The 21954-nt window shown below is 72.5% G+C and carries 19 protein-coding genes; 11 read left to right on the plus strand and 8 right to left on the minus strand.

The window, feature by feature from the left end; all coding sequences use genetic code 11:
* Nucleotides 1-115 precede the first annotated feature (115 nt).
* The 4 genes from ACZ7MG_RS40430 to ACZ7MG_RS40445 are packed head-to-tail and all read left to right on the plus strand — an operon-like array spanning nt 116 to nt 6558.
* Entirely contained in the window at nt 116-919 is an 804-nt protein-coding gene (locus ACZ7MG_RS40430; protein ID WP_471395112.1) for a glycosyltransferase family 2 protein, read from the plus strand.
* Entirely contained in the window at nt 916-1932 is a 1017-nt protein-coding gene (locus ACZ7MG_RS40435; RefSeq protein WP_471395114.1) for a glycosyltransferase family 2 protein, read from the plus strand. Before ACZ7MG_RS40430 ends, ACZ7MG_RS40435 begins: the two co-directional genes overlap by 4 nt.
* Nucleotides 1929-2744, plus strand: coding sequence for a polysaccharide deacetylase family protein (locus tag ACZ7MG_RS40440; RefSeq protein ID WP_471395116.1), 816 nt, complete (start codon nt 1929-1931; stop codon nt 2742-2744). The genes ACZ7MG_RS40435 and ACZ7MG_RS40440 overlap by 4 nt, the downstream gene beginning before the upstream one ends.
* Nucleotides 2737-6558, plus strand: coding sequence for a lipopolysaccharide biosynthesis protein (locus ACZ7MG_RS40445; RefSeq protein WP_471395118.1), 3822 nt, complete (start codon nt 2737-2739; stop codon nt 6556-6558). The genes ACZ7MG_RS40440 and ACZ7MG_RS40445 overlap by 8 nt, the downstream gene beginning before the upstream one ends.
* A 75-nt stretch (nt 6559-6633) precedes the next feature.
* Here the strand turns inward: ACZ7MG_RS40445 and ACZ7MG_RS40450 are convergent, their stop codons facing one another.
* Nucleotides 6634-8052, minus strand: coding sequence for a GH39 family glycosyl hydrolase (locus tag ACZ7MG_RS40450; RefSeq protein ID WP_471395235.1), 1419 nt, complete (start codon nt 8050-8052; stop codon nt 6634-6636).
* A gap of 201 nt (nt 8053-8253) precedes the next feature.
* Here ACZ7MG_RS40450 and ACZ7MG_RS40455 point away from each other — a divergent pair, with 201 nt between their 5' ends.
* Nucleotides 8254-9348 carry a DUF5925 domain-containing protein gene (locus tag ACZ7MG_RS40455; RefSeq protein WP_471395120.1) on the plus strand — a complete coding sequence of 365 codons (1095 nt, stop codon included), beginning with the start codon at nt 8254-8256 and terminating at the stop codon, nt 9346-9348.
* 26 nt (nt 9349-9374) lie between these two features.
* The gene (locus ACZ7MG_RS40460; protein ID WP_471395122.1) at nt 9375-10142 is read left to right on the plus strand and encodes a DUF72 domain-containing protein; all 768 of its coding nucleotides are present in this window, start codon (nt 9375-9377) and stop codon (nt 10140-10142) included.
* Nucleotides 10143-10432: 290 nt separating this feature from the next.
* Here the strand turns inward: ACZ7MG_RS40460 and ACZ7MG_RS40465 are convergent, their stop codons facing one another.
* Nucleotides 10433-10801, minus strand: coding sequence for a GntR family transcriptional regulator (locus ACZ7MG_RS40465; protein WP_471395124.1), 369 nt, complete (start codon nt 10799-10801; stop codon nt 10433-10435).
* Nucleotides 10802-10872: 71 nt separating this feature from the next.
* On the opposite strand from ACZ7MG_RS40465, the gene ACZ7MG_RS40470 reads away from it, so the two are divergent.
* Together ACZ7MG_RS40470 and ACZ7MG_RS40475 are read left to right on the plus strand one after the other, a co-directional pair.
* Nucleotides 10873-11802: a GNAT family N-acetyltransferase gene (locus tag ACZ7MG_RS40470; RefSeq protein WP_471395126.1), complete on the plus strand. Its 930-nt coding sequence runs from the start codon at nt 10873-10875 to the stop codon at nt 11800-11802.
* The gene (locus ACZ7MG_RS40475; protein WP_471395127.1) at nt 11783-12307 is read left to right on the plus strand and encodes a ribonuclease FAU-1 family protein; all 525 of its coding nucleotides are present in this window, start codon (nt 11783-11785) and stop codon (nt 12305-12307) included. Before ACZ7MG_RS40470 ends, ACZ7MG_RS40475 begins: the two co-directional genes overlap by 20 nt.
* On the opposite strand, the gene ACZ7MG_RS40480 is transcribed toward ACZ7MG_RS40475, so the two are convergent.
* The gene (locus tag ACZ7MG_RS40480; protein ID WP_471395129.1) at nt 12288-12962 is read right to left on the minus strand and encodes a class I SAM-dependent methyltransferase; all 675 of its coding nucleotides are present in this window, start codon (nt 12960-12962) and stop codon (nt 12288-12290) included. The genes ACZ7MG_RS40475 and ACZ7MG_RS40480 overlap by 20 nt on opposite strands.
* Nucleotides 12963-13099: 137 nt before the next feature.
* Here ACZ7MG_RS40480 and ACZ7MG_RS40485 point away from each other — a divergent pair, with 137 nt between their 5' ends.
* Nucleotides 13100-13234, plus strand: a complete 135-nt coding sequence (locus tag ACZ7MG_RS40485) for a hypothetical protein (RefSeq protein WP_086751667.1) — start codon at nt 13100-13102, stop codon at nt 13232-13234.
* A 137-nt stretch (nt 13235-13371) separates the two neighbouring features.
* On the opposite strand, the gene ACZ7MG_RS40490 is transcribed toward ACZ7MG_RS40485, so the two are convergent.
* Nucleotides 13372-14142 carry a dienelactone hydrolase family protein gene (locus ACZ7MG_RS40490; RefSeq protein WP_471395131.1) on the minus strand — a complete coding sequence of 257 codons (771 nt, stop codon included), beginning with the start codon at nt 14140-14142 and terminating at the stop codon, nt 13372-13374.
* A 230-nt stretch (nt 14143-14372) separates the two neighbouring features.
* Here ACZ7MG_RS40490 and ACZ7MG_RS40495 point away from each other — a divergent pair, with 230 nt between their 5' ends.
* Nucleotides 14373-15368 (plus strand): lytic polysaccharide monooxygenase auxiliary activity family 9 protein, encoded by a 996-nt coding sequence (locus ACZ7MG_RS40495; protein WP_471395133.1) that lies wholly within the window; start codon nt 14373-14375, stop codon nt 15366-15368.
* Nucleotides 15369-15442: 74 nt separating this feature from the next.
* Here ACZ7MG_RS40495 and ACZ7MG_RS40500 read toward each other — a convergent pair whose 3' ends face one another.
* Together ACZ7MG_RS40500 and ACZ7MG_RS40505 are read right to left on the minus strand one after the other, a co-directional pair.
* Complete coding sequence (locus ACZ7MG_RS40500) at nt 15443-16312, minus strand: esterase/lipase family protein (RefSeq protein WP_471395134.1); 870 nt, start codon at nt 16310-16312, stop codon at nt 15443-15445.
* Between the two features lie 173 nt (nt 16313-16485).
* Nucleotides 16486-16932, minus strand: a complete 447-nt coding sequence (locus ACZ7MG_RS40505; protein WP_471395136.1) for a MarR family winged helix-turn-helix transcriptional regulator — start codon at nt 16930-16932, stop codon at nt 16486-16488.
* Between the two features lie 109 nt (nt 16933-17041).
* Here ACZ7MG_RS40505 and ACZ7MG_RS40510 point away from each other — a divergent pair, with 109 nt between their 5' ends.
* Nucleotides 17042-17416, plus strand: a complete 375-nt coding sequence (locus ACZ7MG_RS40510; protein ID WP_471395138.1) for a cupin domain-containing protein — start codon at nt 17042-17044, stop codon at nt 17414-17416.
* 17 nt (nt 17417-17433) lie between these two features.
* Here ACZ7MG_RS40510 and ACZ7MG_RS40515 read toward each other — a convergent pair whose 3' ends face one another.
* Entirely contained in the window at nt 17434-18402 is a 969-nt protein-coding gene (locus ACZ7MG_RS40515; RefSeq protein WP_471395140.1) for a DNA polymerase Y family protein, read from the minus strand.
* Nucleotides 18399-21911 (minus strand): DNA polymerase III subunit alpha, encoded by a 3513-nt coding sequence (locus tag ACZ7MG_RS40520; protein ID WP_471395141.1) that lies wholly within the window; start codon nt 21909-21911, stop codon nt 18399-18401. Before ACZ7MG_RS40520 ends, ACZ7MG_RS40515 begins: the two co-directional genes overlap by 4 nt.
* Nucleotides 21912-21954: the final 43 nt, after the last annotated feature.

Raw genomic sequence — 21954 nt, forward strand, 5'->3', positions numbered from 1 at the left:
GCATGCACGGAGACCTACTTCGCCGTGCCGTGAGTGAGAAACCCCCCTTTCGAACCGGACAACATGCCGAACCACCCAGGGGCGGGTGGTTCACCGGACGAGAGGGACCAGACTCATGAGCTCAGTTCTGCGCCCGGCTGTACCCGAACCGGTCACCTACCGGCCGATCACCGACCACCTGGCCATCGCGCCGCCGGTGAGTGTGGTCATCCCGGCCATGAACGAGGCGGAGAACCTTCCGTACGTCTTCAAGACGCTGCCGGGCTGGATCCACGAAGTGGTCCTGGTCGACGGCAACTCCACCGACGACACGATCGAGGTGGCCCGCGAGCTGTGGCCGGACGTCAAGGTCGTCCCGCAGCGGGGCAAGGGCAAGGGGGACGCCCTGATCACCGGTTTCGAGGCGTGCACCGGTGACATCATCGTGATGGTCGACGCGGACGGCTCGGCCGACGGGCACGAGATCGTCAGCTACGTCTCCGCCCTCGTCTCGGGCGCGGACTTCGCCAAGGGTTCCCGCTTCGCCAACGGCGGCGGCACCGACGACATGACCCTGATCCGCAAGCTCGGCAACTGGGCGCTGTGCACCACCGTGAACCGCAAGTTCGGCGCCCGCTACACCGACCTGTGCTACGGCTACAACGCGTTCTGGCGGCACTGCCTGGACAAGATCGACCTTGACTGCACCGGCTTCGAGGTGGAGACCCTGATGAACATCCGGGTCGTCAAGGCGGGCCTGAAGGTGCAGGAGATCCCCAGCCACGAGTATCTGCGCATCCATGGCGCGAGCAATCTGCGGGCCGTCCGCGACGGGCTGCGCGTGCTGCGGGTGATCCTGGGCGAGCGCTCCAACCGGCGTGCGCTGCGCCGCCGTTCGCACGCGACGATGCTCACCGCCGGCCGGGGAGAGTCGTCTTGAGCGAGCCGGCCGTCTCGGTCGTGATCTGTGCGTACACCGAGGACCGCTGGGAGGACATCCTCGCGGCGGTCGCCTCGGTGCGCGCCCAGTCCCGGCCGGCCCTGGAGACGCTCCTGGTGGTGGACCACAACCGGTCCCTCCTTGAGCGTCTGACCGGGGAGTACAAGGAGGTGCCCGAGGTGCGGGTGCTCGCCAACGCGGGCCCCCGCGGGCTGTCCGCGGGCCGCAACACGGGCATCGCCGCCTCCTACGGGGAGATCATCGCCTTCCTCGACGACGACGCGGTGGCCGAGCGCGACTGGCTCGCGTACTTCGCCGAGGGGTACGCCGACCCCCGGGTCATGGCCGTCGGCGGCCGTACGGTGCCCGTGTGGGCGTCCGGCCGCCGCCCGGTCTGGTTCCCGGAGGAGTTCGACTGGGTGGTGGGCTGCGCCTACAAGGGCCTGCCGGGCGGGGTCGCCGAGGTCCGCAACGTCCTCGGCGGCAACGCCTCGTTCCGCCGTACCGCCTTCGACGCGGCCGGGGGCTTCGCCACGGGTATCGGCCGGGACGGGGACAAGCGCCCGCTGGGCTGCGAGGAGACGGAGCTGTGCATCCGGCTCTCCCGGGCCAGACCGGACGCGGTGCTGCTGCTCGACGACCGGGCGGTGATCCACCACCGGGTGCCCGGCGTACGGGAGCGCTTCGCGTACTTCCGCACCCGCACCTACGCCGAGGGCCTGTCGAAGGCGCTGGTGGCCCGGAGCGTGGGCGCGGGCAAGGGGCTGGAGTCGGAGCGCCGGTACACCACGCGGGTGCTGCCCGCCGGGGTGGCGCGCGGGCTGCGGGACGCGCTGCTCGGCCGCGCGGGGGGCGCGGGACGTGCGGGCGCGATCGTCACGGGGGTGGCGGCGGCGGCCGGGGGGTACGTTGTCGGGAGCGTCCGGGCCCGCAGGGGCGAGGTCACGTTCTCGGTGGGCGAGATCCCGGGCGGCGGTGCGGGCGGCAAGGGGGGCGAGGGGGGCTCGTCATGACCAGGACCACGGGGACGACGGCGGGGGCCGTACCGATCCTGATGTACCACGCGGTGTCCACCGCGCCGAACGACGCCACGAGGGACCTGTCGGTGACCCCGGAGGCCTTCGCGGAGCAGATGGCGCTCGTCGACGACCTGGGGTACACCCCCGTAGACACGGCGGCCCTGGCGGCTGGTTGGCGGCTCGGCCGTCCGCTGCCCGCCCGGCCCGTCCTCGTCACCTTCGACGACGGCTACGCGGGCGTGCACCGGCACGCCCTGCCCGTCCTCGCCAAACACGGCTTCGCGGCCTCCCTGTTCGTCACCACCGGCTGGATCGAGGGCCCGTACGACAACGGCGAGTCCCTCGACACCATGCTCGACTGGGACCAGGTCCGCGAACTCGCCGCGGGCGGCGTGGAGATCGGCGGGCACAGCCACACCCATCCGCAGCTCGACATGCTCGACGACGACCGGCTCCGCTTCGAACTGCGTCGCTGCCGGCAGATCGTCGCCGACGAACTGGGCACCCGGCCCGTCTCGTTCGCCTACCCGTACGGCTACTCCAGCCGCCGGGTGCGCGTCGCGGTGCGGGAGACGGGGTTCGCCCAGTCGCTCGCGGTCGGCAACGCACTGGCCCGGCGCGCACAGGGCCCGTACGCGCTGCGGCGGGTGACCGTACGGCGCTCCACCGGCATCGCCGAGTTCGAACAGCTCATCGAAGGCCGTGCGATCGCCCGCACCTTCGCCCGGGACCGTGCCCTGACCAAGGGGTACGCCATGGTCCGAAGAGCACGACAGGTCCGGAAGGCCATCCGTTCCCGTGTCTGACACGACCACCACCACGGCACACGAGGCCGAGGACACCACGCCCGAGGAGACCGGGCGCAGCTCCGGCGCCCGCCGGGGGCCGCGGCTGCGACTGCCCGGGCTGGGCCGGGGCGCGGGGGGCGACCAGCTGTTCCGCAACGCCTACGCCCTGATGCTGAACACCGGTATCTCGGCCGTCCTCGGTCTCGGCTTCTGGCTGGCCGCCGCCCGCTACTACACCGAGGCGTCGGTCGGCCAGGGCTCCGCCGCGATCGCCGCGATGAAGCTCCTCGCCGGGCTCACCGCGCTGACGCTGACGGGCGCGCTGGCCCGGTTCATCCCGGTCGCGGGCCGCGACACCGGCCGGCTGATCTTCCGTACGTACGCGGGCAGCGCGATGGTCGTGGCGCTCGCAGCGGGCGTGTTCCTGCTGACGCTGGGGCTGTGGGGGTCGTCGTACAGCTTTCTGCACGATCCGCTCTACGCCGTGTTCTTCGTGCTCGCGGTGGTGGCCTGGTCGACGCTGACGCTCCAGGACGGGGTGCTCACCGGGCTGCGCAGCGCGGTGTGGGTGCCGGTCGGCAACACCGTGTTCTCGGCGGTGAAGCTGGTGCTCCTGGTGGTGTTCGCCGCCGCGATCCCGACCATGGGCGTCTTCGTGTCCTGGGTCGCGGCGATCGCGCTGTCCGTGCTGCCGCTCGGCTGGCTGGTGTTCCGGCGGCTGATCCCGAGGCATGTGAAGGCCACCGCGGACCACGCGCGTCCCCCGTCGCTGCGGGAGATCGGCCGCTTCCTCGCCGGCGACTACACGGGCTCGCTGTTCTCGCTGGCCGTGGTCTATCTGGTGCCGGTGATCGTGGCCGCCCAGGTCAGCTCCGCCGACAACGCGTACTTCTACATCACCACCACCATCGGCGGCACGGTCAATCTGCTCGCCATCAACATGGGCGCCTCGCTGACCGTGGAGGGCGCGCACGACCCGGCCCGGCTCGCGGCCAACACCCGGGCCGCGCTGAAGCGGATGGCCCGGATCATGCTGCCGGTGTGCGGGGTGCTGTTCTTCGGGGCGCCCTGGATCCTGGCCGTCTTCGGCGAGGCGTACGCGGACGCGGCGACGCCGCTGCTGCGCTGGTTCGCGGTCGGCGCCCTGCTGCGGGTCGTCATGGAGACGTACTTCGCGGTGCTGCGCGCGCAGAGCCGTACGGCCGGACTCGCCTGGCTGCAGGGCCTGTTGTGCGCCCTGGTGCTCGGTCTGACGCTGGTGCTGCTCCCCCGGATGGGCCTGACCGGCGCGGGCGTCGCCGAGATCTCCAGCCTCGCGGTGATCGTGCTGATCGCCGCGCCCCGGCTGTACCGCGTCCTGCGCACCGCCGGGCCCGCCGAGGTGCCCGCCGAGGTGCCCGCCGGTACGGCACCGGACGGCGACCTCACCGACCTGGGCCGGGTGGCCACGGCCGCGAAGCGGCAGAGCGGGGCGTGGTCCCGGCGCCTGGACTCCGACACCCTGGCCCTCGGCATCCATGTCGACCTCGACCATCTGGAGCGCCGCCCGGACGTCCGGCCCGGCCCCGGCACCCCGCCCACCGGAACCGCGTCCGTGCGCGGGGACCACCGGCCGGCCTGGGCCCAGGACCGGCCGACCCGTCCGCTCACCCCGATGCCCTCGGTGGGCCTGCCGGTGGAAGAGCGCGAGCCGGGCTCGGAATCGTCGCTGGGCCCGGCGGAGGCCCCGGAGGTGGACGCGCCGTTCGAAGAGGGCGTACCAGAAGCAGCGGGTGCACGAGAGGAAGAGGGCACGTCCCTGCGCGAACGGCTGTCGCACCCCACGATCACCGGCGCGGTCCTCGGTTTCCTGCTGCTCTCCGCGCTGCTGCTGTACTGGGTGCCCGCGCTGGCGCTGGACGACGCCGACCTGGACCGGATGGGCGGGCTCGGCCTGATCTCCGTGCTGCCCGTGCCGACGCTGGCGGGGGCGGCGCTGCTGGCCGTGGTGTTCGCCGCGCTGCTGTGGCCGGCCCGTGAGCACCGCGGACTGCTCCTGATCACCCTCCTGGCCACCGTGTTCTCGCTGCACGCGCTCCCGGCCGTGATCGAGACCGAGCCCCGCTTCGCCACCGCCTGGCAGCACCTGGGCTTCATCGACTACATCGAGCGCACCGGCACGGCCGTACCCGACCTGGACGCGCGCTGGAGCTGGCCCGGCTTCTTCGCGGCGGCCGCGTTCGTCGCCGAGGCCTGCGGGATCACCGACTTCACCGAGATCATCCGCTGGTGGCCGACCGCCATCCAACTCCTCTACCTGGCCCCGATGTTCCTCCTCGCCCGCCATATGCGGGCGAGCTGGCGCGCCAAGTGGACCGGGGTCTGGGTCTTCGTCCTCAGCGGCTGGGTGGGCCAGGACTACTTCTCCCCGCAGGGCTTCACCTACCTCCTCTATCTGGCCTTCGTCGCGATCCTGCTGGTCTGGTTCCGGGCCCCGCACATGCTGTGGGGCAGGGTGCGCCCCGGCGAGGCCGAGGTGGAGCCGACGGACCGCCGGCAGCGCGCGGTCCTGCTGATGGTCCTGATCGGGCTGTACGCGGCGACGGTCCCGGCCCATCAGCTCACCCCGTTCGTGATGCTGGGCGTCCTCGCGGTCCTCGTCCTGATCGGCCGCTCCGAACTGCGTGGCCTGCCCATCCTGTTCGCCGTGATGGTCGCCGTCTGGCTGGGCTATCTCGCCGAGCCGTACTGGTCGGGCCACTTCGACGAACTCTTCGGCGGGGTCGGCGGAGTCGGCGGCAATGTCACGTCCTCGGTCTCCGGCCGGATCGGCGAGGGCAGTTCGACGCACAAGCTCGTCCTCTACGCGCGCGTGGCCCTCGCCGGCTCGGTCATGCTGCTGGCCTGCTACGGCTTCTGGCGCCGCCGCTCGAACAGGTACCGCGAACGCTCCCTGCTCGTCCTGACCTTCGTGCCGTTCCTGGGCTTCGGCATGCAGTCGTACGGCGGCGAGATGGCCCTGCGGGTCTTCATGTTCGCCCTGCCCGGCGCCGCGCTGCTGGCCGGCCTCGCCCTGTTCCCGCGCACCGGCGTCACCACCGAGGAACGCGACAAGGACCGCGTGAGCCTCGCCCCGCTGGCCGCGCTGATGGCCGGCCTCGTCCTCATCGGCGGCTTCCTGGTCGCCCGCTGGGGCAACGAGCCCTTCGAGCGCGTCCGGCCGGGCGAGGTCGCCGCCATGGAGTACGTCTACGCCCACGACGACCCGACGGTACGGCTGCTCTGGCTCAGCGACGACCCGGTGAACAACGTGACGCCCGCGATGCCGTGGGGCGCGCGGGACATGGAGAAGGTCGAGTACGTGCCGACGCTCGCGCCGAGCGACCCGGTGCTGGTGTCGGGGGTGGTCAAGGCGCTGAAGGACGCGGGCGCCAACTCCTTCCTGATCGTCAACCGCAGTCAGGTGGTCAACCTCCAGATGGACGCGGGCTACTCCGCGAACTGGGAGTCCCGGCTCGTCCAGAACCTCGACAAGCGCGCCGACCTCGAACAGGTCTTCTCCAACACCGACGCGACGATCTTCGCCCTGCGCGACCGGACGGGAAAGGCCCCGGCGCCCGATCCCGGCCCGATCGGCCCCCAGGTCACCTGGACGCCGTGGTCGGTGGTGGGCGGCCTGGCCGCGATCGCCCTGATCGTCCTGCTGAGCGTCCGCGAACTCGTACGGGTGGCGGTCCGCCCCGGCGTCCGCCAACTCCGCTGGCTCCAGAGCAGCTTCTGGTTCAGCCTGCCGCTGCTGGCCCTGCTGCTGGCGTCACTGGTGCAGCGCTTCGTGACGATGGGCCTGCGGTAGCGCCCTGAAGGGGCGCGGGGAACTGCGCGACCAGCCACGACGGTCCGGCAGTTTCCCACGGACCTCACGAGGCACTCACCTCTTGAGCCACTTCACCTCGTACGCGGCCATGTCGAACTTCTTCCCGTCGACATCCGCGCTGATCCTGCGGTCGAGCGTGTTGACGACGAGCACGGCCTTGTCGTCGGCCAGCACGCGCACGTTCGGCTTGTCATCGGCGGCGACGGACACCGACTCGTACGACGTCCCCGGCGGGAACTCCTCGCTGAACCTCGACAGCAGCCCGTACATGGGCAGTTCCTCACCCCCGTCGCGCTCGTCGGTCGGCGTCCACAGACACCCCGGGCACTCCCCGCTCTTCTCCTCCGGATTCCAGTAGAACCCGGAGGTCGCACCGCCCTCGGCCATGGCCATCAGCCCGGAGGCCTGGACGGCGACCCGCCGGTTCTCGGACCAGCCGTGCCGGTTGTCGTCGCCGTCGGCCGGCTCGACGTAGTACTCGGCCCACCACAGCGGCAGATCACCGGACCGCTCCCGCACCCACTCGCTCACGGCCGTGAACTTGTCGGTCGCCGCGAACTCGTCGGGGATCAGCTCGTCGTCCTTGGTGTAGCTGGACCCGTCCACCACCACGAAGTCCGCGCCGGCCTTGTGCTCGTTCCAGTAGTCGAAGGCGTCCAGCACCCGCTGGTCCATGGCCCCCCAGTCACCCTTCAGCGACGTGGACGCGTCCTGCTCCTGGCGCGGATCGAGGCTGTCCATCACCAGGTACGGCCCGCCGACCATGATGTCCTCGTCGACCTTCTTCAGGGCCTTGTAGACGAGGTTGTACAGCTCGGTGTACCCCTCGTAGTCCCAGCGGGCCTCCGCGTTGTTCCAGAAGCCCTTGAACTCGTTCCAGACGATGAAGTGCTTTACGTCCGGGTACCGCTTGGCGACGGTCGCGGCGAGGGCGGCGTAGTCCGCGAAGTGCTCCGGCTCGGGCGCGGTCTCCAGCGCGGTCTGGCTCCAGTCGGTCCGGTCTGCGCCGGCTCTGCCGCCCTTCATCCAGTCGGGCGCGCAGCACAGGGTGACGACGGGCGTGCCGCCGGTGGCGCGGACGAAGTCGATGCGCCGGTCCATCTCCTCGAAGTCGTAACGCCCCTTGACGGGCTCGGGGTTGCCCGCGCCCCAGCCCATGATGTGCTGGATCTGCGGCAGGGCCCGCTCACCGAGGCGCTTCTCGACACGCTCGACGGCGGATCCGCTGCCCTCGTCCGCGCTGTACTGGGTGTGGGTGAAACCCCATCCCACATCGGGTCCGGTGTCCCCGGACGGGGTGGCGGGTGTGCCGTGCACCTTGTCGCCGTCGGGCGAGGTGCCGGCGGTGCTGCCGCCGTTCCCGGGCAGTGTGGTGAGCAGGGTGACGGCGAGGGCCAGCACGGCCGCGCCCACGCCCAGAAGCGCGGTGAGCCGCCACCGCCGGTCCCCCGAATTCCACCCATGACGTCCCATCATGGGCAACAGTAACCGCGCGGACCCGTGGTGGGGGAGCTTCCGCCGGTGAACTCCCGGGCAATCGGAGCCCCCGTGCGGCCGGGGCGCGCGGCCTCCGGCCGAACCGCCCGGCGCACGACGGAACAGCGCAGGGGGACACAACCGGCGCACTACGGAAAGCGGATGCACGGGGAGCCTTCGGTGACGGATCATGGCGACATGTCTGCCAACCCACACGACGCACTGCCGATCCGGCTCAACGTCGACGACAGCGACTCCCCGTCCGATGTCGTCGACGCGCTGTTCCTCGGCCGTTTCGCGACGGGCGAGCAGCCGCACGCGCACGCGGCGAACATCGACCGGGTACGGTCCGGGGCCACCCTGCTCCCGCCGGGCGCCCGGGTGCTGCGCTCCGCGCGCGACGACGACCGCAGCGCGACCCTCGCCGAGGGCGAGGGCTGGACCGTGCTGATCTCCCGCTGGAACCGCGGCGCCGACGTCACGGTCACCGCGACCACCGCCGAGCTGGCCCAGAAGGTGCTCGGCCAGGCCACCGACGGCGCGGCCGACGAGCCCGAGCCGCAGCCGGAGAACGTGACGATGGGCTTCTGGTACGTCTCGCCGCGCCGGGGCCCGCACCGTACGACGCGGCAGATCTCGGCGGGTACGTGGGAAGAGGTCCGGCCGAACTACACGGCACCGGTGGCGGACGCCATGGACCGCCTGATGAAGACGACGCCCGAGGACATCGCGGGCCGCCTGTTGCTGCTGCACGGCCCGCCCGGCACCGGCAAGACCTCCGCGCTGCGCACGCTGGCGCGTTCCTGGCGGGACTGGTGCCAGGTCGACTGCGTCCTGGACCCCGAGCGACTCTTCTCCGACGTCGGCTATCTCATGGACATCGCCATCGGCGAGGACGACTCCACGGGCAAGGGCCGCTGGCGGCTGCTCCTGCTGGAGGACTGCGACGAACTGATCCGCGGCGAGGCCAAGCACACGGCCGGCCAGGCGCTCTCCCGGCTGCTGAACCTCACGGACGGCCTGCTCGGCCAGGGCCGCAACGTCCTGGTCGGCGTCACCACCAACGAGGACCTGGAGCGGCTGCACCCCGCCGTGGTCCGCCCCGGCCGCTGCCTCGCCCGGATCGAGGTGGGCGCGCTGACCCGCGCGGAGGCGGTGAACTGGCTCGGCACGGACGAAGGCGTCGGCCGCGAGGGCGCGACCCTGGCCGAGCTGTACGCCCTACGGCGCGGCACATCCCCTACCTCTCTCCCGGAGCCGAGGGGCGGCGCGGACGCGGGCCTGTACCTGTAGGCCCTCCCCGGGTGTTTCCTAGAGATATGACCCTGTTCGTCGGCACGTCCGGGTGGCAGTACAAGGACTGGCGGGGCGCCTTCTATCCGGAGGGCTGCCCCACCCGGCTGTGGCTGGAGGAGTACGCGGCGCGGTTCGCGACGGTGGAGCTCAACAACGCGTTCTACCGGCTGCCGACGCGGGAGAACTTCGAGGCGTGGCGGGAGCGGGTGCCCGGGGACTTCGTGGTCGCGGTGAAGGCGAGCCGGTATCTGACCCACATCAAGCGCCTCAGGGATCCCGAGGAGCCGGTGCGCCGTCTGATGAGCCACGCGGAGGGCCTGGGCGACCGGCTGGGCCCGATCCTGCTCCAGCTCCCGCCGACGCTACGGGCCGACGCGGACCTCCTGGACACCTGCCTCGGCTGCTTCCCCGCCGGCACCCGGGTCGCGGTCGAGCCCCGGCACGACTCCTGGTGGACCGCCGAGATCCGCGAGGTCCTGGAGGCGCACGGCGCGGCCCTGTGCTGGGCCGACGCGCACTCCCGCCCCGTCACACCCCTCTGGCGCACCACCGACTGGTCCTACCTCCGCCTCCACCAGGGCCGGGCCCACCCCTGGCCCCACTACGGCCCCCACGCCCTCACCACCTGGGCCCACCGCCTGACCGACACCTGGCCCACCACCGCCGACGCCTACGTCTACTTCAACAACGACCCCGACGCGGCAGCGGTGGAGGACGCGACAACCTTCGCGAGGGCGGCGGCAAAAGCGGGCCTGAAGCCGACCCGAACCCCGAAACGCCCACCTCGCTGACCCCGAACGCCCCGCCCCCCTGTTTCCGCCGCGACGGCACTCAGCCACGACGGCGGGTCTCGGCGGTGCCCGGCCCTCCTCAGCCCGCGGCCTGCGCGCCCCGCTACTCCGCGTACGCGGCCCGCAGGACGTCCCGGGCCGCCGCTTCCGCCTCTGCCACCCCGCTGCTTGCCGCTCTGGTGCCCGGCTGACCTGTTCCCACCGGTCAACCGAATTCCGCCGCGACGGCGCTCAGCCACAGCGGCGCGTAGCGGCGGTGCCGGACTCCGCTCAGCCCCCAGCGGCGCCCTCTACTCCGCGTACGCGGCCCGCAGGGCGTCCCGGGCCACCGCCAACGCCTCCGGCTCGCTGAGGCCGAGGCGGCGTACGCGCTCCGCGTACGCCGCCGCCGCTGTCGCCGCCTCGCGCTCCGCGGCGGAGCCGGCCGCCGCCACGAACGTCCCGTTGCGCCCCCGGGTCTCGATCACCCCGTCCGTCTCCAGCGCGCGGTACGCCTTGGCGACGGTGTTGGCCGCCAGCCCGAGCTGCTCGGCGAGCCCTCGTACCGTCGGCAGCCGGTACCCCACGGGCAGCGCGCCGGAGCGGGCCTGTTCCGAGATCTGGGCGCGCACCTGCTCGTAGGGCGCGCTCCCGTCCACGATGCGAATCTTCAAGGTCACGCGGCGATTGTCCCGTACCCAGCGGAAATTCGGAGGCAGCCCACCGCACGCCCCGCGTACCGTGCGCACCCATGACACCGATCGTGCGCGATCTCCGCGCCTCCGATCCCGCCGACGCCGAGGCCTTCGCCGAGGTACGGCGCCGCGCCCTGCCCTTCATGGTCGCCACCGCCGCGTCCGTGCTCCACGACGCCACCCACGCCGCCCCCGAGGCCCACTACGGGCAGCTGGTCGCCGAGGCGGACGGCGAGGTGATCGGCACCGTCCAGCTGGGCATCGCCGACGACAGCCCCGTACCGGGCCAGGGGTACCTGAACGTGTACGTGCACCCGGAGCACACGCGCCGGGGCGCAGGCGGCTCGCTGGTGCGCGCCGCCGAGGAGCGCCTGACGGCGGTGGGCGCGCGGCGGCTGCTGGCATGGGTGCTGGACACCCCGGAGAACCGCGCGTTCGCCGAGCGGCGCGGCTACACCTCCAGCCGCTCCGCGCACTTCCTCCGCCTGGACCTGGCCCACGGCACCCTCCCCCCGCTCGAAACGCCACCCCCGGGCGTGGAACTGCGGACGGCCGCCGACTTCGCCGACGACCCGCGCCCCCTGTTCGACCTGGACGCGGAGGCCTCGGCGGACGAGCCCGGCGACCTCGACGCGGAGTTCGACGACTACGAGCTGTGGCTCGCGGAGACCTACCGTCACCCCCTCCTCGACCACGCCCTGAGCACGGTGGTCGTGGTGGACGGCACACCCGCCGCGTTCACCGCGGTCCGCACGGACGGCCGGGACCGCTACTTCACCGGGATGACGGGCACCGCCCGCGCCTTCCGCGGCCGGGGCCTCGCCAAGCTCGCCAAGAACGACTCCCTGCACCGCGCCCGCGCCGCCGGCCACACGGAGGCGTTCACGGGCAACGACGCCGGCAACGGCCCGATGCTCGCGGTCAACAAGTGGTTCGGATACGAAATCTGCGCGACGGAGGTGCGGTATGTCAGGGAACTCGGCTGAGCCGGTGGTGGAGTCGGACGGGGAGTCGGCCGCGGAGCTGGACGTCGTCCTGCTCAAGGCGGGCCGTACGAAGATCCGTTACCCGGCCCGGCTGCTGGCCGACGACGGCACCCGGATCACGGTCCGCGCCGACTGGGCGACGGACGGCGTACGGGACTTCGGCTTCGTCCAGTTCGGGCCCGGTGACGTCTTCACCGAGTACTACTGGCGCGACCGGTGGTACGCCGTGAAGGAGGCCCGGGACGCACAAGGCACACTGAAGGGCTGGTACTGCGACATCACCAGACCCGCCACGCTCTCCGGCGGGGAACTCGTCGCCGAGGACCTCGACCTGGACCTGTGGCGCTCCGCCGACGGCACGGCCGTACTGCGGCTGGACGAGGACGAGTTCGAGGAGAGCGGGCTCGCGGCGAGCGACCCGGAGGCCGCGGCGGCGGCCATGGCCGCCCTCGACGAACTGGAACTCCTGGCCCGCGAGGGTGGTTTCACGGCCCTGCTGGGCTGAGCCGGGCCACCACCGCGTACCGCTCGTCCTCGACCTCCCTCCCCCACAGCGCGGGGTCGTCCGACAGCGGCACCACCTCCGCGTCGGACACCAGCGGCGCGAGCAGCCCGTACAGCCGCTCGGCGGGTATCCCCACCGGGCTGACCGCGCCCCACACCCCTTCGACCAGCACGAGCCGCCCCCCGGGCCGCAGCAGTCCGCACCAGCGGCGCAGCACGCGGCCCGGGTCGGGCAGGGTCCACAGCACATGGCGGACGAGGAGCACGTCGAACCGCTCCTCCCCCACGGGCGGGGCCGCCGCGTCACCGACGAGGAACACGGCGGGCAGCCCGGCGAGTTTGGCGCGGGCGAGGGCGACCATGGCCGTGGAGGCGTCGATTCCGGTCACCCGGTGCCCCTGTTCGGTCGCGAGGAGTGACAGGCTGCCGGTACCGCAGCCGAGGTCGAGCACATCGCAGGGGCGGCTCGGCAGCCAGTCCCGCAGTCGGGCCGCCCAGGCCGCCCGGACGGTGGGTTCTCGCAGGCCATGATCGGGTTCATCGTCGAAAGAGGGGGCTTCCGCGTCCCAGTCGACGGCCTTCGGAGAGTCATCTGCCGCTGGTTTATTCGGTGTTCGAAGGGCTCGGGAGGTTTCGCCGTCGTCGATGTTGGTCATGCCGCCAGAGTGACACCTGCCACTGACAGTCCAGATGGTGACAGCCGCCACTGACAGAGCACGAACGATGAGTAACGCTCCCGGAACGGGTCTACCTCCGTGAAAACGCGGAACCCGGTAGACGCAAGGAGGCAGCCATGCGCCGTACGACCGTGCAGAAGCCCCTGAGGAAGTCCACGTCCCGCCGGGTGCGGGACGAGGCCGACGAACGCCCCGTCGAGCGCCGGGAAGTGCGAAAGGACATCGCGCGCACCTGGTGGCCGGACGGCTGAGCACTCGCGCCCCGGCCGGGAGCACGCGCGCGTGACCACGAACTCCGACGGCCGTCCGCCCCGGCGCCCCACCTCGGGCGCCGGGGCGGACGGCCCCGTACATCTGTCCCGACCGGCCCTCCGTGACCGGCCCTCCGTCAGACCGCGGGCCGTGCCAGGGTGCGGTCCAGCAGGTCCGTCAGCGCCGTCCAGTGGCGTTCCGTCGCCTCGGCGTCGTACGCGGCGGTGTCGGCCTGGGTGTAGCCGTGTGAGGCGCCCGTGTACACCTCGGTGCGGTGGCGGACCCCCGCCTCGGTGAGCGCCTTGTCCATCAGGTCTATCTGCTCCGGCGGCAGGGACGGGTCCCCGTCGGCGTGCCCGAGGTACACCTCACCGGTGATCCCGGCCACCGCCAGGTGCGGGCTGTCCGGATCGTCGGTGGCCAGCCGCCCGCCGTGGAAGCCGGCCGCGGCGGCGACCCGCTCCGGGAAGGCACCGGCGGTGTACAGCGCCAGCCGGGCGCCCATGCAGTACCCGGTGATCCCGACCGGCCCGGCGGCGGCCCGCGGGCTGTCGGCCAGCCACCCCAGGTACGCCGCCGCGTCCCGCAGCGCGAGTTCCGGCGTCAGCGTCAGCATGACCGGCAGGATCTGGTCCCACATCTGCGGACGCGCGGCCGGGTCGATGAACTCGGGCAGGTCGAACACCGGGGTCCGGCCCGACCGGTAGAAGACGTTCGGCACAAGGACGGTGTATCCGGCACCGGCCAGCCGGTCGGCCATCGCCCTCAGATGCGGCCGCAGCCCGAACGCGTCCATGTAGAACAGGACCGCGGGATGCGCGGCGTCGTCGTCGGGGTGCACGAGGTAGGCGTCGGCGGTGCCGTCCTCGGTGGTGATGTCCACGGTCGTGCCGCGTACGGCGGTCATGCGCGGGTTCCCTTCTCTGCGACGGACACGAGCGGCGTCCAGTCTCACGCACCGAGGTAAGAATCAGATCTTCGGCCGGATCCCGACGCCCCCAACGCGCTTTCCTGAGCCCTCGGTTAGCCCATCCTTAACGCCACCATAAGGATCGCGCGCACCCGTCCCCAGCAGGCGATTTCACGGTTCCTTGGGGTTAGCTTGCTGATCGACCCCGTCCCGAGGAGTGCCCCGCCATGCCCGCTGCCCGCCGCAAGGCCACCGCGTACGCCACCGCACGGGTCGTCGGCGCGGTCGGGGCGGCCACCGTCGTCCCCCTCGCCCTGACCGCGCTCGCCGCCGGACCGGCCGCGGCGCACGGTTCGATGGGCGACCCGGTGAGCCGGGTGGCGCGGTGCTACGCGGAGGGCCCCGAGAGCCCGCGGTCGGCGGCCTGCGCGGCGGCGGTCGCGGCCGGCGGCACCCAGGCGCTCTACGACTGGAACGGCGTCAGGATCGGCGAGGCGGCCGGCCGCCACCGGCAGCTGATCCCGGACGGCGAGCTGTGCAGCGCGGGCAACGAGGCGTTCAAGGGCCTCGACCTGGCCCGCGCCGACTGGCCGGCGACGAGCGCGCGCCCCGGGTCGGCCACCTTCCGGTACCGGGTGACGACCCCGCACAAGGGCACCTACCAGGTGTACGTCACCAAGCCGGGCTACGACCCGTCCCGGCCGCTCGCCTGGGACGACCTCGACCTCGCGCACCCGGTCGCGAGGGCCACCGACCCGGCCGTGTCGGGCGGCGTCTCCACGTTCTCCGGCACCCTTCCGCAGCGCTCCGGCAAGCACCTGCTGTACGCCGTGTGGCAGCGCTCGGACAGCCCGGAGGCGTTCTACTCCTGCTCGGACATCACCTTCGGCGGCGGTGACGCGAACACCCCGAACACCCCGGATACGCCGAACACCCCGAAGGCATCGGAGAAGCCGGCGGTGAAGGAGGCGGTGAAGGAGGCCGCCGGTACCACGTCCGACGCGTCTCCGACCGCGAAGTCGACGACGGCCGTCGGGTCGGCCGCGGGGAACCGCCTCGCGGAGCCCGCCGGCGGCAAGGAGGGCCTCGCCGACACCGGCGGCGACGCCAGGACCGCGTATCTGGCCCTCGGTGGCGCGGCCGTCCTGGCGGCCGGCTCCTCCCTCCTCTTCGCCGCGGCCCGCCGCCGCGGCACGACGGGCGGCGGCCGCCACGGCCGCTGACCGGGACTCGGAGCTTCCGGGGCCTGTCGGGCGGCTCAGGCCGGACAGGCCCCGGCGGAACGTGTCGGCACGTGTCAGCCGACGACCGAGAGACAGGTCGTCGGGGTGGCGTGGGCCGGGTCGAGGGCGTTGGCGACCTCGTGGAAGGCGACGCGGTCGAGGAGCCCGATCGCGGCGTGCTCGGAGAGGTCGAGCGCGCAGAGGTCCTGGACGACGATGTTGCGTACGTTCGGCCCGTCGAGGAACTGGGACCGGTACGGCGTGACCACCTCGTCGTACTTGGTGGCGAGGACCGTGTAGGTGACACCGGGGACGGTGTCGCCGCCCGCGTTGAGCTTGGTCATGAAGGGGGACCCGACCACCTGGTCGGCGAGGGCGGGGGTGGCGCTGGACAGCAGGTCGCCGGCGCCGGGGAAGTGGTCGAGGAGTTGGGTGAGGCCGTTGAGGGTGGTGCCGTGGTTGGAGGGGGCGATGCCGACGAGGGCGTTCACCTCCGCGGCTCCGCCGAGGAACTTGAGGTAGTAGCGGGGCATCATGCCGCCCTGCGAGTGACCGACGAGGTCGGCCTCGGCGGCGCCGGTCGCGGCGAGCACCCGGTCGACGAAGGCGTCCAGCTGTTCCGCCGACTCGTCGATGGGGCCGAGCCCGTTGAAGAAGGCCACGCCGGGCAGTTGGCCGTAGTCGAGGGAGTAGACGCAGTAGCCCCGGTTCACGAGGTACGGCGCGAGGCCCAGCCAGTTGTCGACGGAGTTCGCGAACGTCCCATGGACAAGGACGACGGGGCGGGGGTGGGCGGCGGAGGGTTCGCAGGAGTAGTCGTTCCAGCCACGGGAGGTCACGGTGGCCGAGTCGGCGGCCTCGGCGACGGTGGCGGGGACGACGGTCGCCGCGGCAGCCAGGCACAGGGCGGCCAGCGGTCTGATCAGGCGCTTCCAGGGCAGCATCGAGTGATCTCCTTGCGGCTCAAGGGACGTGCGACGACGTTCGCCCTGTGATCCGGATCACGAGGATGCTGTTCTAATGCGCCAAGTTACGGGCGAGTAGAAAAAGTGGGAAGTTACGCGTCAGTAAAAACTTCAAGTGAGCGCCGAGCACACTGACACGTGACGTCGAACCGTCACCAGGCGGGCCTGATGGGACCGTAGGGCGCGATACGTCCCAACCGCTCACGCAACGCCCGCACCTCACCCTCCCCGCCCAGCAACTCACCCCACCCGGCGACCACCTCGGCCGCCACCTCCTCCGCCGCCCGGGCGCAGGCCCACCCCCGCCCGGTCATCACCACCAGTCGGGCCCGCGCGTCACCCGGGTGCGGCCGCCGCTCCACATACCCCTTGCGCACCAGCTCGTCGACGAGCTGACTGGCCGCCTGCTTGGTCACCCCGAGATGGACGGCGAGCTCGGTGACCGTCGCCCCGTCCGGGGAGAGCCGGGTGAACGCGAAGCCGTACGAGGGCCGCCCGTCGAAGCCGCGGGCGGTCACGCCCTCGTCGATACGTCGCGTCAACTCACCGGCGGCGGCGAGGAGGGCGGCGGTCAGGGCCAGGGCTTCGGAGTTCTGCACGCCTGCATTGAAACACCCTTGACGAAGCGGTCAAGCTGCTTGACCATGTTCATATAGTCAAGTTGCTTGACCATTTGCCCCGAAGGCCCACCGACCCCAGGAGACCCGTATGCCTGTTGTCCGCCCCTCCGAAGCCGTCGTCCACGAGATCCACGGCGCCCGCTTCGTCTCGTACGCCACTCCGCGCACCGGCAGCGAGGAACTGGCCGCCTGGCGTGGGGAGATCCCCGCCGGGACCAAGGCCCCCGCGCACACCGTCAACCGGGAGGAGATCCTGCATCTGCTCGGCGGTGAGCTGCTGATCACCCTCGACGGCGGGACCCACCACGTCACGGCCGGCGACACGGTGATCATCAACCCCGGGGCCACCCTCGCCGTCGAGAACCCGACGACGGAAACCGCCGTCACCTGGGTGACCACCTCCCTCGGCCTGGAGGCGGAGCTGGTCGACGGCACGCGGATCGTGCCGCCGTGGGCCAACTGACCGACGGAAGAGGGGAGTTACGCCGCCAGCGTCCCCGGGAGCACTGCGTGCGGGCCGAACTTCGCCCGGGCCTGGTCCGCGACCTCCTCGATGCGGCGGGTCTTCTCGTCGACCGGGTCGAAGGCCAGCTGGTGGGAGGCCTGGTCGGCGGGGGTGAGCCCCTCCGCGCGCAGGGCGATCGCGCGGACGCGGGCGCGCTGGAGGCCGAGGGCGTCGTACAGGGCGTAGGCCGCCCTGGTGAGCGCCGGGGAGTGCGCGGTCGGCTCCTTCAGGGTGCGGGTGCGGACGGTGGAGGAGCGGTCGGCGTAGCGGACGGTGAGGGTCAGGGTGCGGCAGACCTTGTCCAGGGCGCGCAGCCGGGAGCCCAGTTCCCCGGCACCGGCGAGCAGTGCGCGGCGGTGCCGGTCGGGGTCCAACTCGTCGAGGGAGAAGGGGTGTTCGGTGGCGAGGGAGCGCGCGACGGCGTTCGGTACGACGCGGCCCCGGTCGACGCCGTTCGCCTTCTCGTGCAGTTCGCGCCCGGTCCGCGCGCCGACGAGGCGCTGGAGCGTGGACAGGGGCGCGCAGGCGACCGCGCCGAGGGTGTCGAGGCCGTACTCGCGCAGCGTGCGGGCGGTCGCCGTGCCGACGCCGGGCAGCGCGCCGACCGGCAGTTCGGCGAGGAAGTCCACGACCAGGTCCTCGGGCACCGCGCACGGCGACCCGGGCGCCGCAGCCCCCAGCGCCAGCCGTGCCGTCAGCGGCCCGGGCCCGGCGCCGATCAGACAGTCGACGCCGTACAGGGCGAGGGCGCGGACCCGGATCAGCCGCGCCAGCTCCTCGGCGTCCCGGCCGAAGTACCGCTCGGCGCCCCGCAGATCGGCCAGCATCCCGTCCGGCGGCAGCGCCTCCACGACCGGGGTGAAGTCCTCGACCAGCCCGAGGAGACCGGGCAGCGCGGCCTCGTACTTCGGCGGCAGCTGGAAACGTACGCAGAGGATGGTCATCCCGCACTCCCTGGACTCTGGTGCCACAACTTCCGTACCTGAGAAGGACCTTGTGCGGGCTCTTCGCCCGCGGGCCGCAGATCGGCCCATGGATGCATCTCGTAGCCGGTGGACATCCGGATCCGGCGGCCCGTGTCGCCGCGCCGCCCGCCGTCGGTGTCCCCGCTCGCCGGAACGCCTCCGGTGTCCCTGGGCTCCGGCTCCGCCAGCCGGGGCGCCACCGCGTCGAGGCCGCCCTCGCGCCGCAGCTCCACCAGCTCGGCGAGGTTCCAGGCCGCCGCGCCCACCACGCTGAGGCTGCGCGGGCCGCGCCGCTGCACCACCCCGCGCACCAGCAGCAGCCAGGAGTGGAAGACGGTGTGGGCGCAGGCGTCGTGGGAGTCGTCGAAGAAGGCGAGGTCGACCAGGCCGGTGCCGTCGTCGAGGGTGGTGAAGACGACCCGTTTGCCGGAGCGGATCGGCGGGGTCTGGGTCGCCGCCTTGGCACCCGCGACCAGCACCGTCTCACCGTGCCGCACCTCGCGCAGCCGCCGCGCCGACACCACGCCCAACTCGTCGAGGAACGCCCGGTGGTCGTCCATCAAATTGCGTGAGACGTCCATCGACAGCACGCCCAGCTCGGCGCTGAGCCGCTCGGCGGAGGACAGGTCCGGCAGCCCGGCCGAGGCGGTCTTCCGACCCCCGGACAGCGGGAGTTGGCCGCCGCCCGCCCCCCGGGCGCCCCGGTGCAGCTCGGTCAAGTGCAGTTGCAGATCACGGCGGTTGGCCCCGAACTCATCCAACGCACCGACCTGGGCCAGCCGTTGGGCCAGCGGACGGCTCGGCCGCGCCCGCTCCCAGAAGTCCAGCAGCGAGGCGTACGGCTGCCCGTCCGCGATCCGCGCCGCCTCGGCCTCACTGATCCCGTGCACATCGGAGAGCGCGAGCCGTAGCCCCCACATCGCAGGGGAATCAGACACCAGTTCGATACGGTGGGCGACCGCCGACCGGTTCACGTCCAACGGCAGGACCGGCACCCCCCGCCGCCGCGCGTCCGCCAGCAGCAGCCGCTTGGGGTACATCCCGGGGTCATGGGTGAGCAGCCCCGCGTAGAACGCCGCCGGATGATGCGTCTTCAGCCACGCCGACTGGTAGGTCGGCACCGCGAACGCCACCGCGTGCGCCTTGCAGAAGCCGTACGACCCGAAGGCCTCGACGATCTCCCAGGTCCGGGCGATCGTCTCGGCGTCGTACCCCTTCGCGGCGGCGTGCTGGGCGAACCAGACCCGGATCCGTCCCTGCGACTCGGGGTCGGAGAGCCCGCGCCGCACCCGGTCCGCCTCGTCCCGGCCGCAGCCGGTCATCAGGTGCACGATGTCGATGATCTGCTCATGGAAGACGACCACGCCGTACGTCTCCCGCAGCGGCTCCGCCAGATCCTCGTGCGGGTAGCGGACCGGCGCCCGCCCGTGCCGGGCCGCGATGAACGGCCGCACCATGTCGGCGGCGACCGGACCGGGCCGGAAGAGGGAGATGTCCACCACGAGGTCGTGGAACGTGGCCGGCTGGAGCCGCCCCACCAGGTCCCGCTGCCCCGGCGACTCGATCTGGAAGCAGCCCAAGGTCTCGGTGGAACGGATGAGTTCGTACGTCGCCGGGTCGCCCTCGCCCCGCTCGAAGTCGAGCGCGTCCAGGTCCACCCGCTCCCCCGTCGCCCGCGCCACCTCCGCCACCGCGTGCGCCATCGCCGACTGCATCCGCACACCCAGGACATCGAGCTTGAGCAGCCCGAGGTCCTCGACGTCGTCCTTGTCGAACTGGGACATGGGGAACCCCTCGCCGCTGGTCGGCATCACCGGCGTACGGCGGAGCAGGGAGGCGTCGGAGAGGAGCACCCCGCACGGGTGCATGGCGACTCCGCGCGGCAGCGCGTCCAGCGCCTCGACCAGCTCCCACAGCTGGCCGTACTTCTCCTTCTCCCCCGCCAACCGCCGTAGCTCGGGCAGCTCTTCGAGCGCCGCGCGCGCGTCCCGCGCCCGGATGTGCGGGAAGGACTTGGCGATCCGGTCGATGTCGGCGGGGTCCAGGGAGAGGGCCGCGCCCACATCGCGGACGGCGTGCCGGACGCGGTACGTCTCCGGCATCGCGACGGTCGCGACCCGCTCGGTGCCGAACCGGCCGATGATCGCGCGGTAGACCTCCAGCCGGCGCGCGGACTCCACGTCGATGTCGATGTCGGGCAGCACGACCCGCCGTTTGGACAGGAACCGCTCCATCAGCAGGCCGTGTTCGACGGGGTCGGCGTGCGCGATGTCCAGGAGGTGGTTCACCAGGGACCCCGCGCCGGAGCCCCGCGCGGCGACCCGGATCCCCATCTTCCGTACGTCGTCGACGACTTGAGCGACCGTCAGGAAGTAGGAGGCGAAGCCGTGGTGGGCGATCACGTCCAGCTCCCGGTGCATGCGCTCCCAGTACGCGCGCCGGGTGTCGTAGCCGTGCCGCACCATCCCGGCCGCCGCCCGGGAGGCCAGCGCCCGCTGGGCGGTGCGGCGGCCCGCGCCGACGAGACGCGGCTCGGGGAAGTGGACGGTGCCGAGGCCGAGGTCGTCCTCCGGGTCGACCAGACACTCGGCGGCCGTGGCCCGGGTCTGCTCCAGCAGCCGGTACGCGGTGTCGCGGCGGTATCCGGCGGCCTCCACGACCCGCTCGGCGACACCCAGCATGGCGTCCGCGCCCTTGAGCCAGGCCTCCCCGGAGTCCAGCTCGCCCCGGGGGTCGACGGGGACGAGCCGCCGGGCCGCGTCCAGGACGTCGGCGACCGGGCCCATGCCGGGGTCGGCGTACCGGACGGCGTTGCTGAGCACGGGCCGTACGCGCTGCTCGGCGGCGAAGCCCACGGTCCGGGCGGCCAGCCGCAGCGAACCGGGCCCGGTGCCCTCGCGGCCGTGCCACACCGCTTCGAGGCGCAGGGCGTCGCCGTACACCTCCCGCCAGGGCACGAGGAGCCTCGCGGCGCGGTCGGGGCGCCCGGCGGCCAGCGCGCGCCCCACGTCGGAGGCGGGCCCGAGCAGCACGGTCAGGCCCTCGGCGGCGCACTCCGCCCAGGGCAGCAGCGGCGGAGTCTCGGTCCTGCCCCCGCCCGGGCCACCGCCCGCATGCGCCGCCGAAACGATTCTGCACAGCTCGGCCCAGCCGACCTCCCCCTCGCGCGCGAGGAACGTCACCCGGGGAGTCGACTCATCGACAAAGGCACCCCCGCGCACGGGAGCGCGCCGCCGCGCCTGCCGCACCGTGGCGGCGGACGTGACGGCGGGTGCCTCCACCGCCAGATCCACCCCGAACAGCGGACGGATCCCGGCCCCGGCACAGGCCTTGGCGAACCGGACGGCACCCGCGAGGGTGTCCCGGTCGGTGAGCGCGAGGGCGTCCATACCCCGTTCGGAGGCGCGCCCGGCCAGCCGCTCCGGATGCGAGGCCCCATATCTGAGGGAGAACCCGGAGACGGTGCGCAGATGCGTGAACCCCGGCACCCGCACCTCCCGCACTCGATCAATCGACCAGCAGATCAGCCGG

This window comes from Streptomyces sp. NPDC107538 (assembly GCF_055657445.1).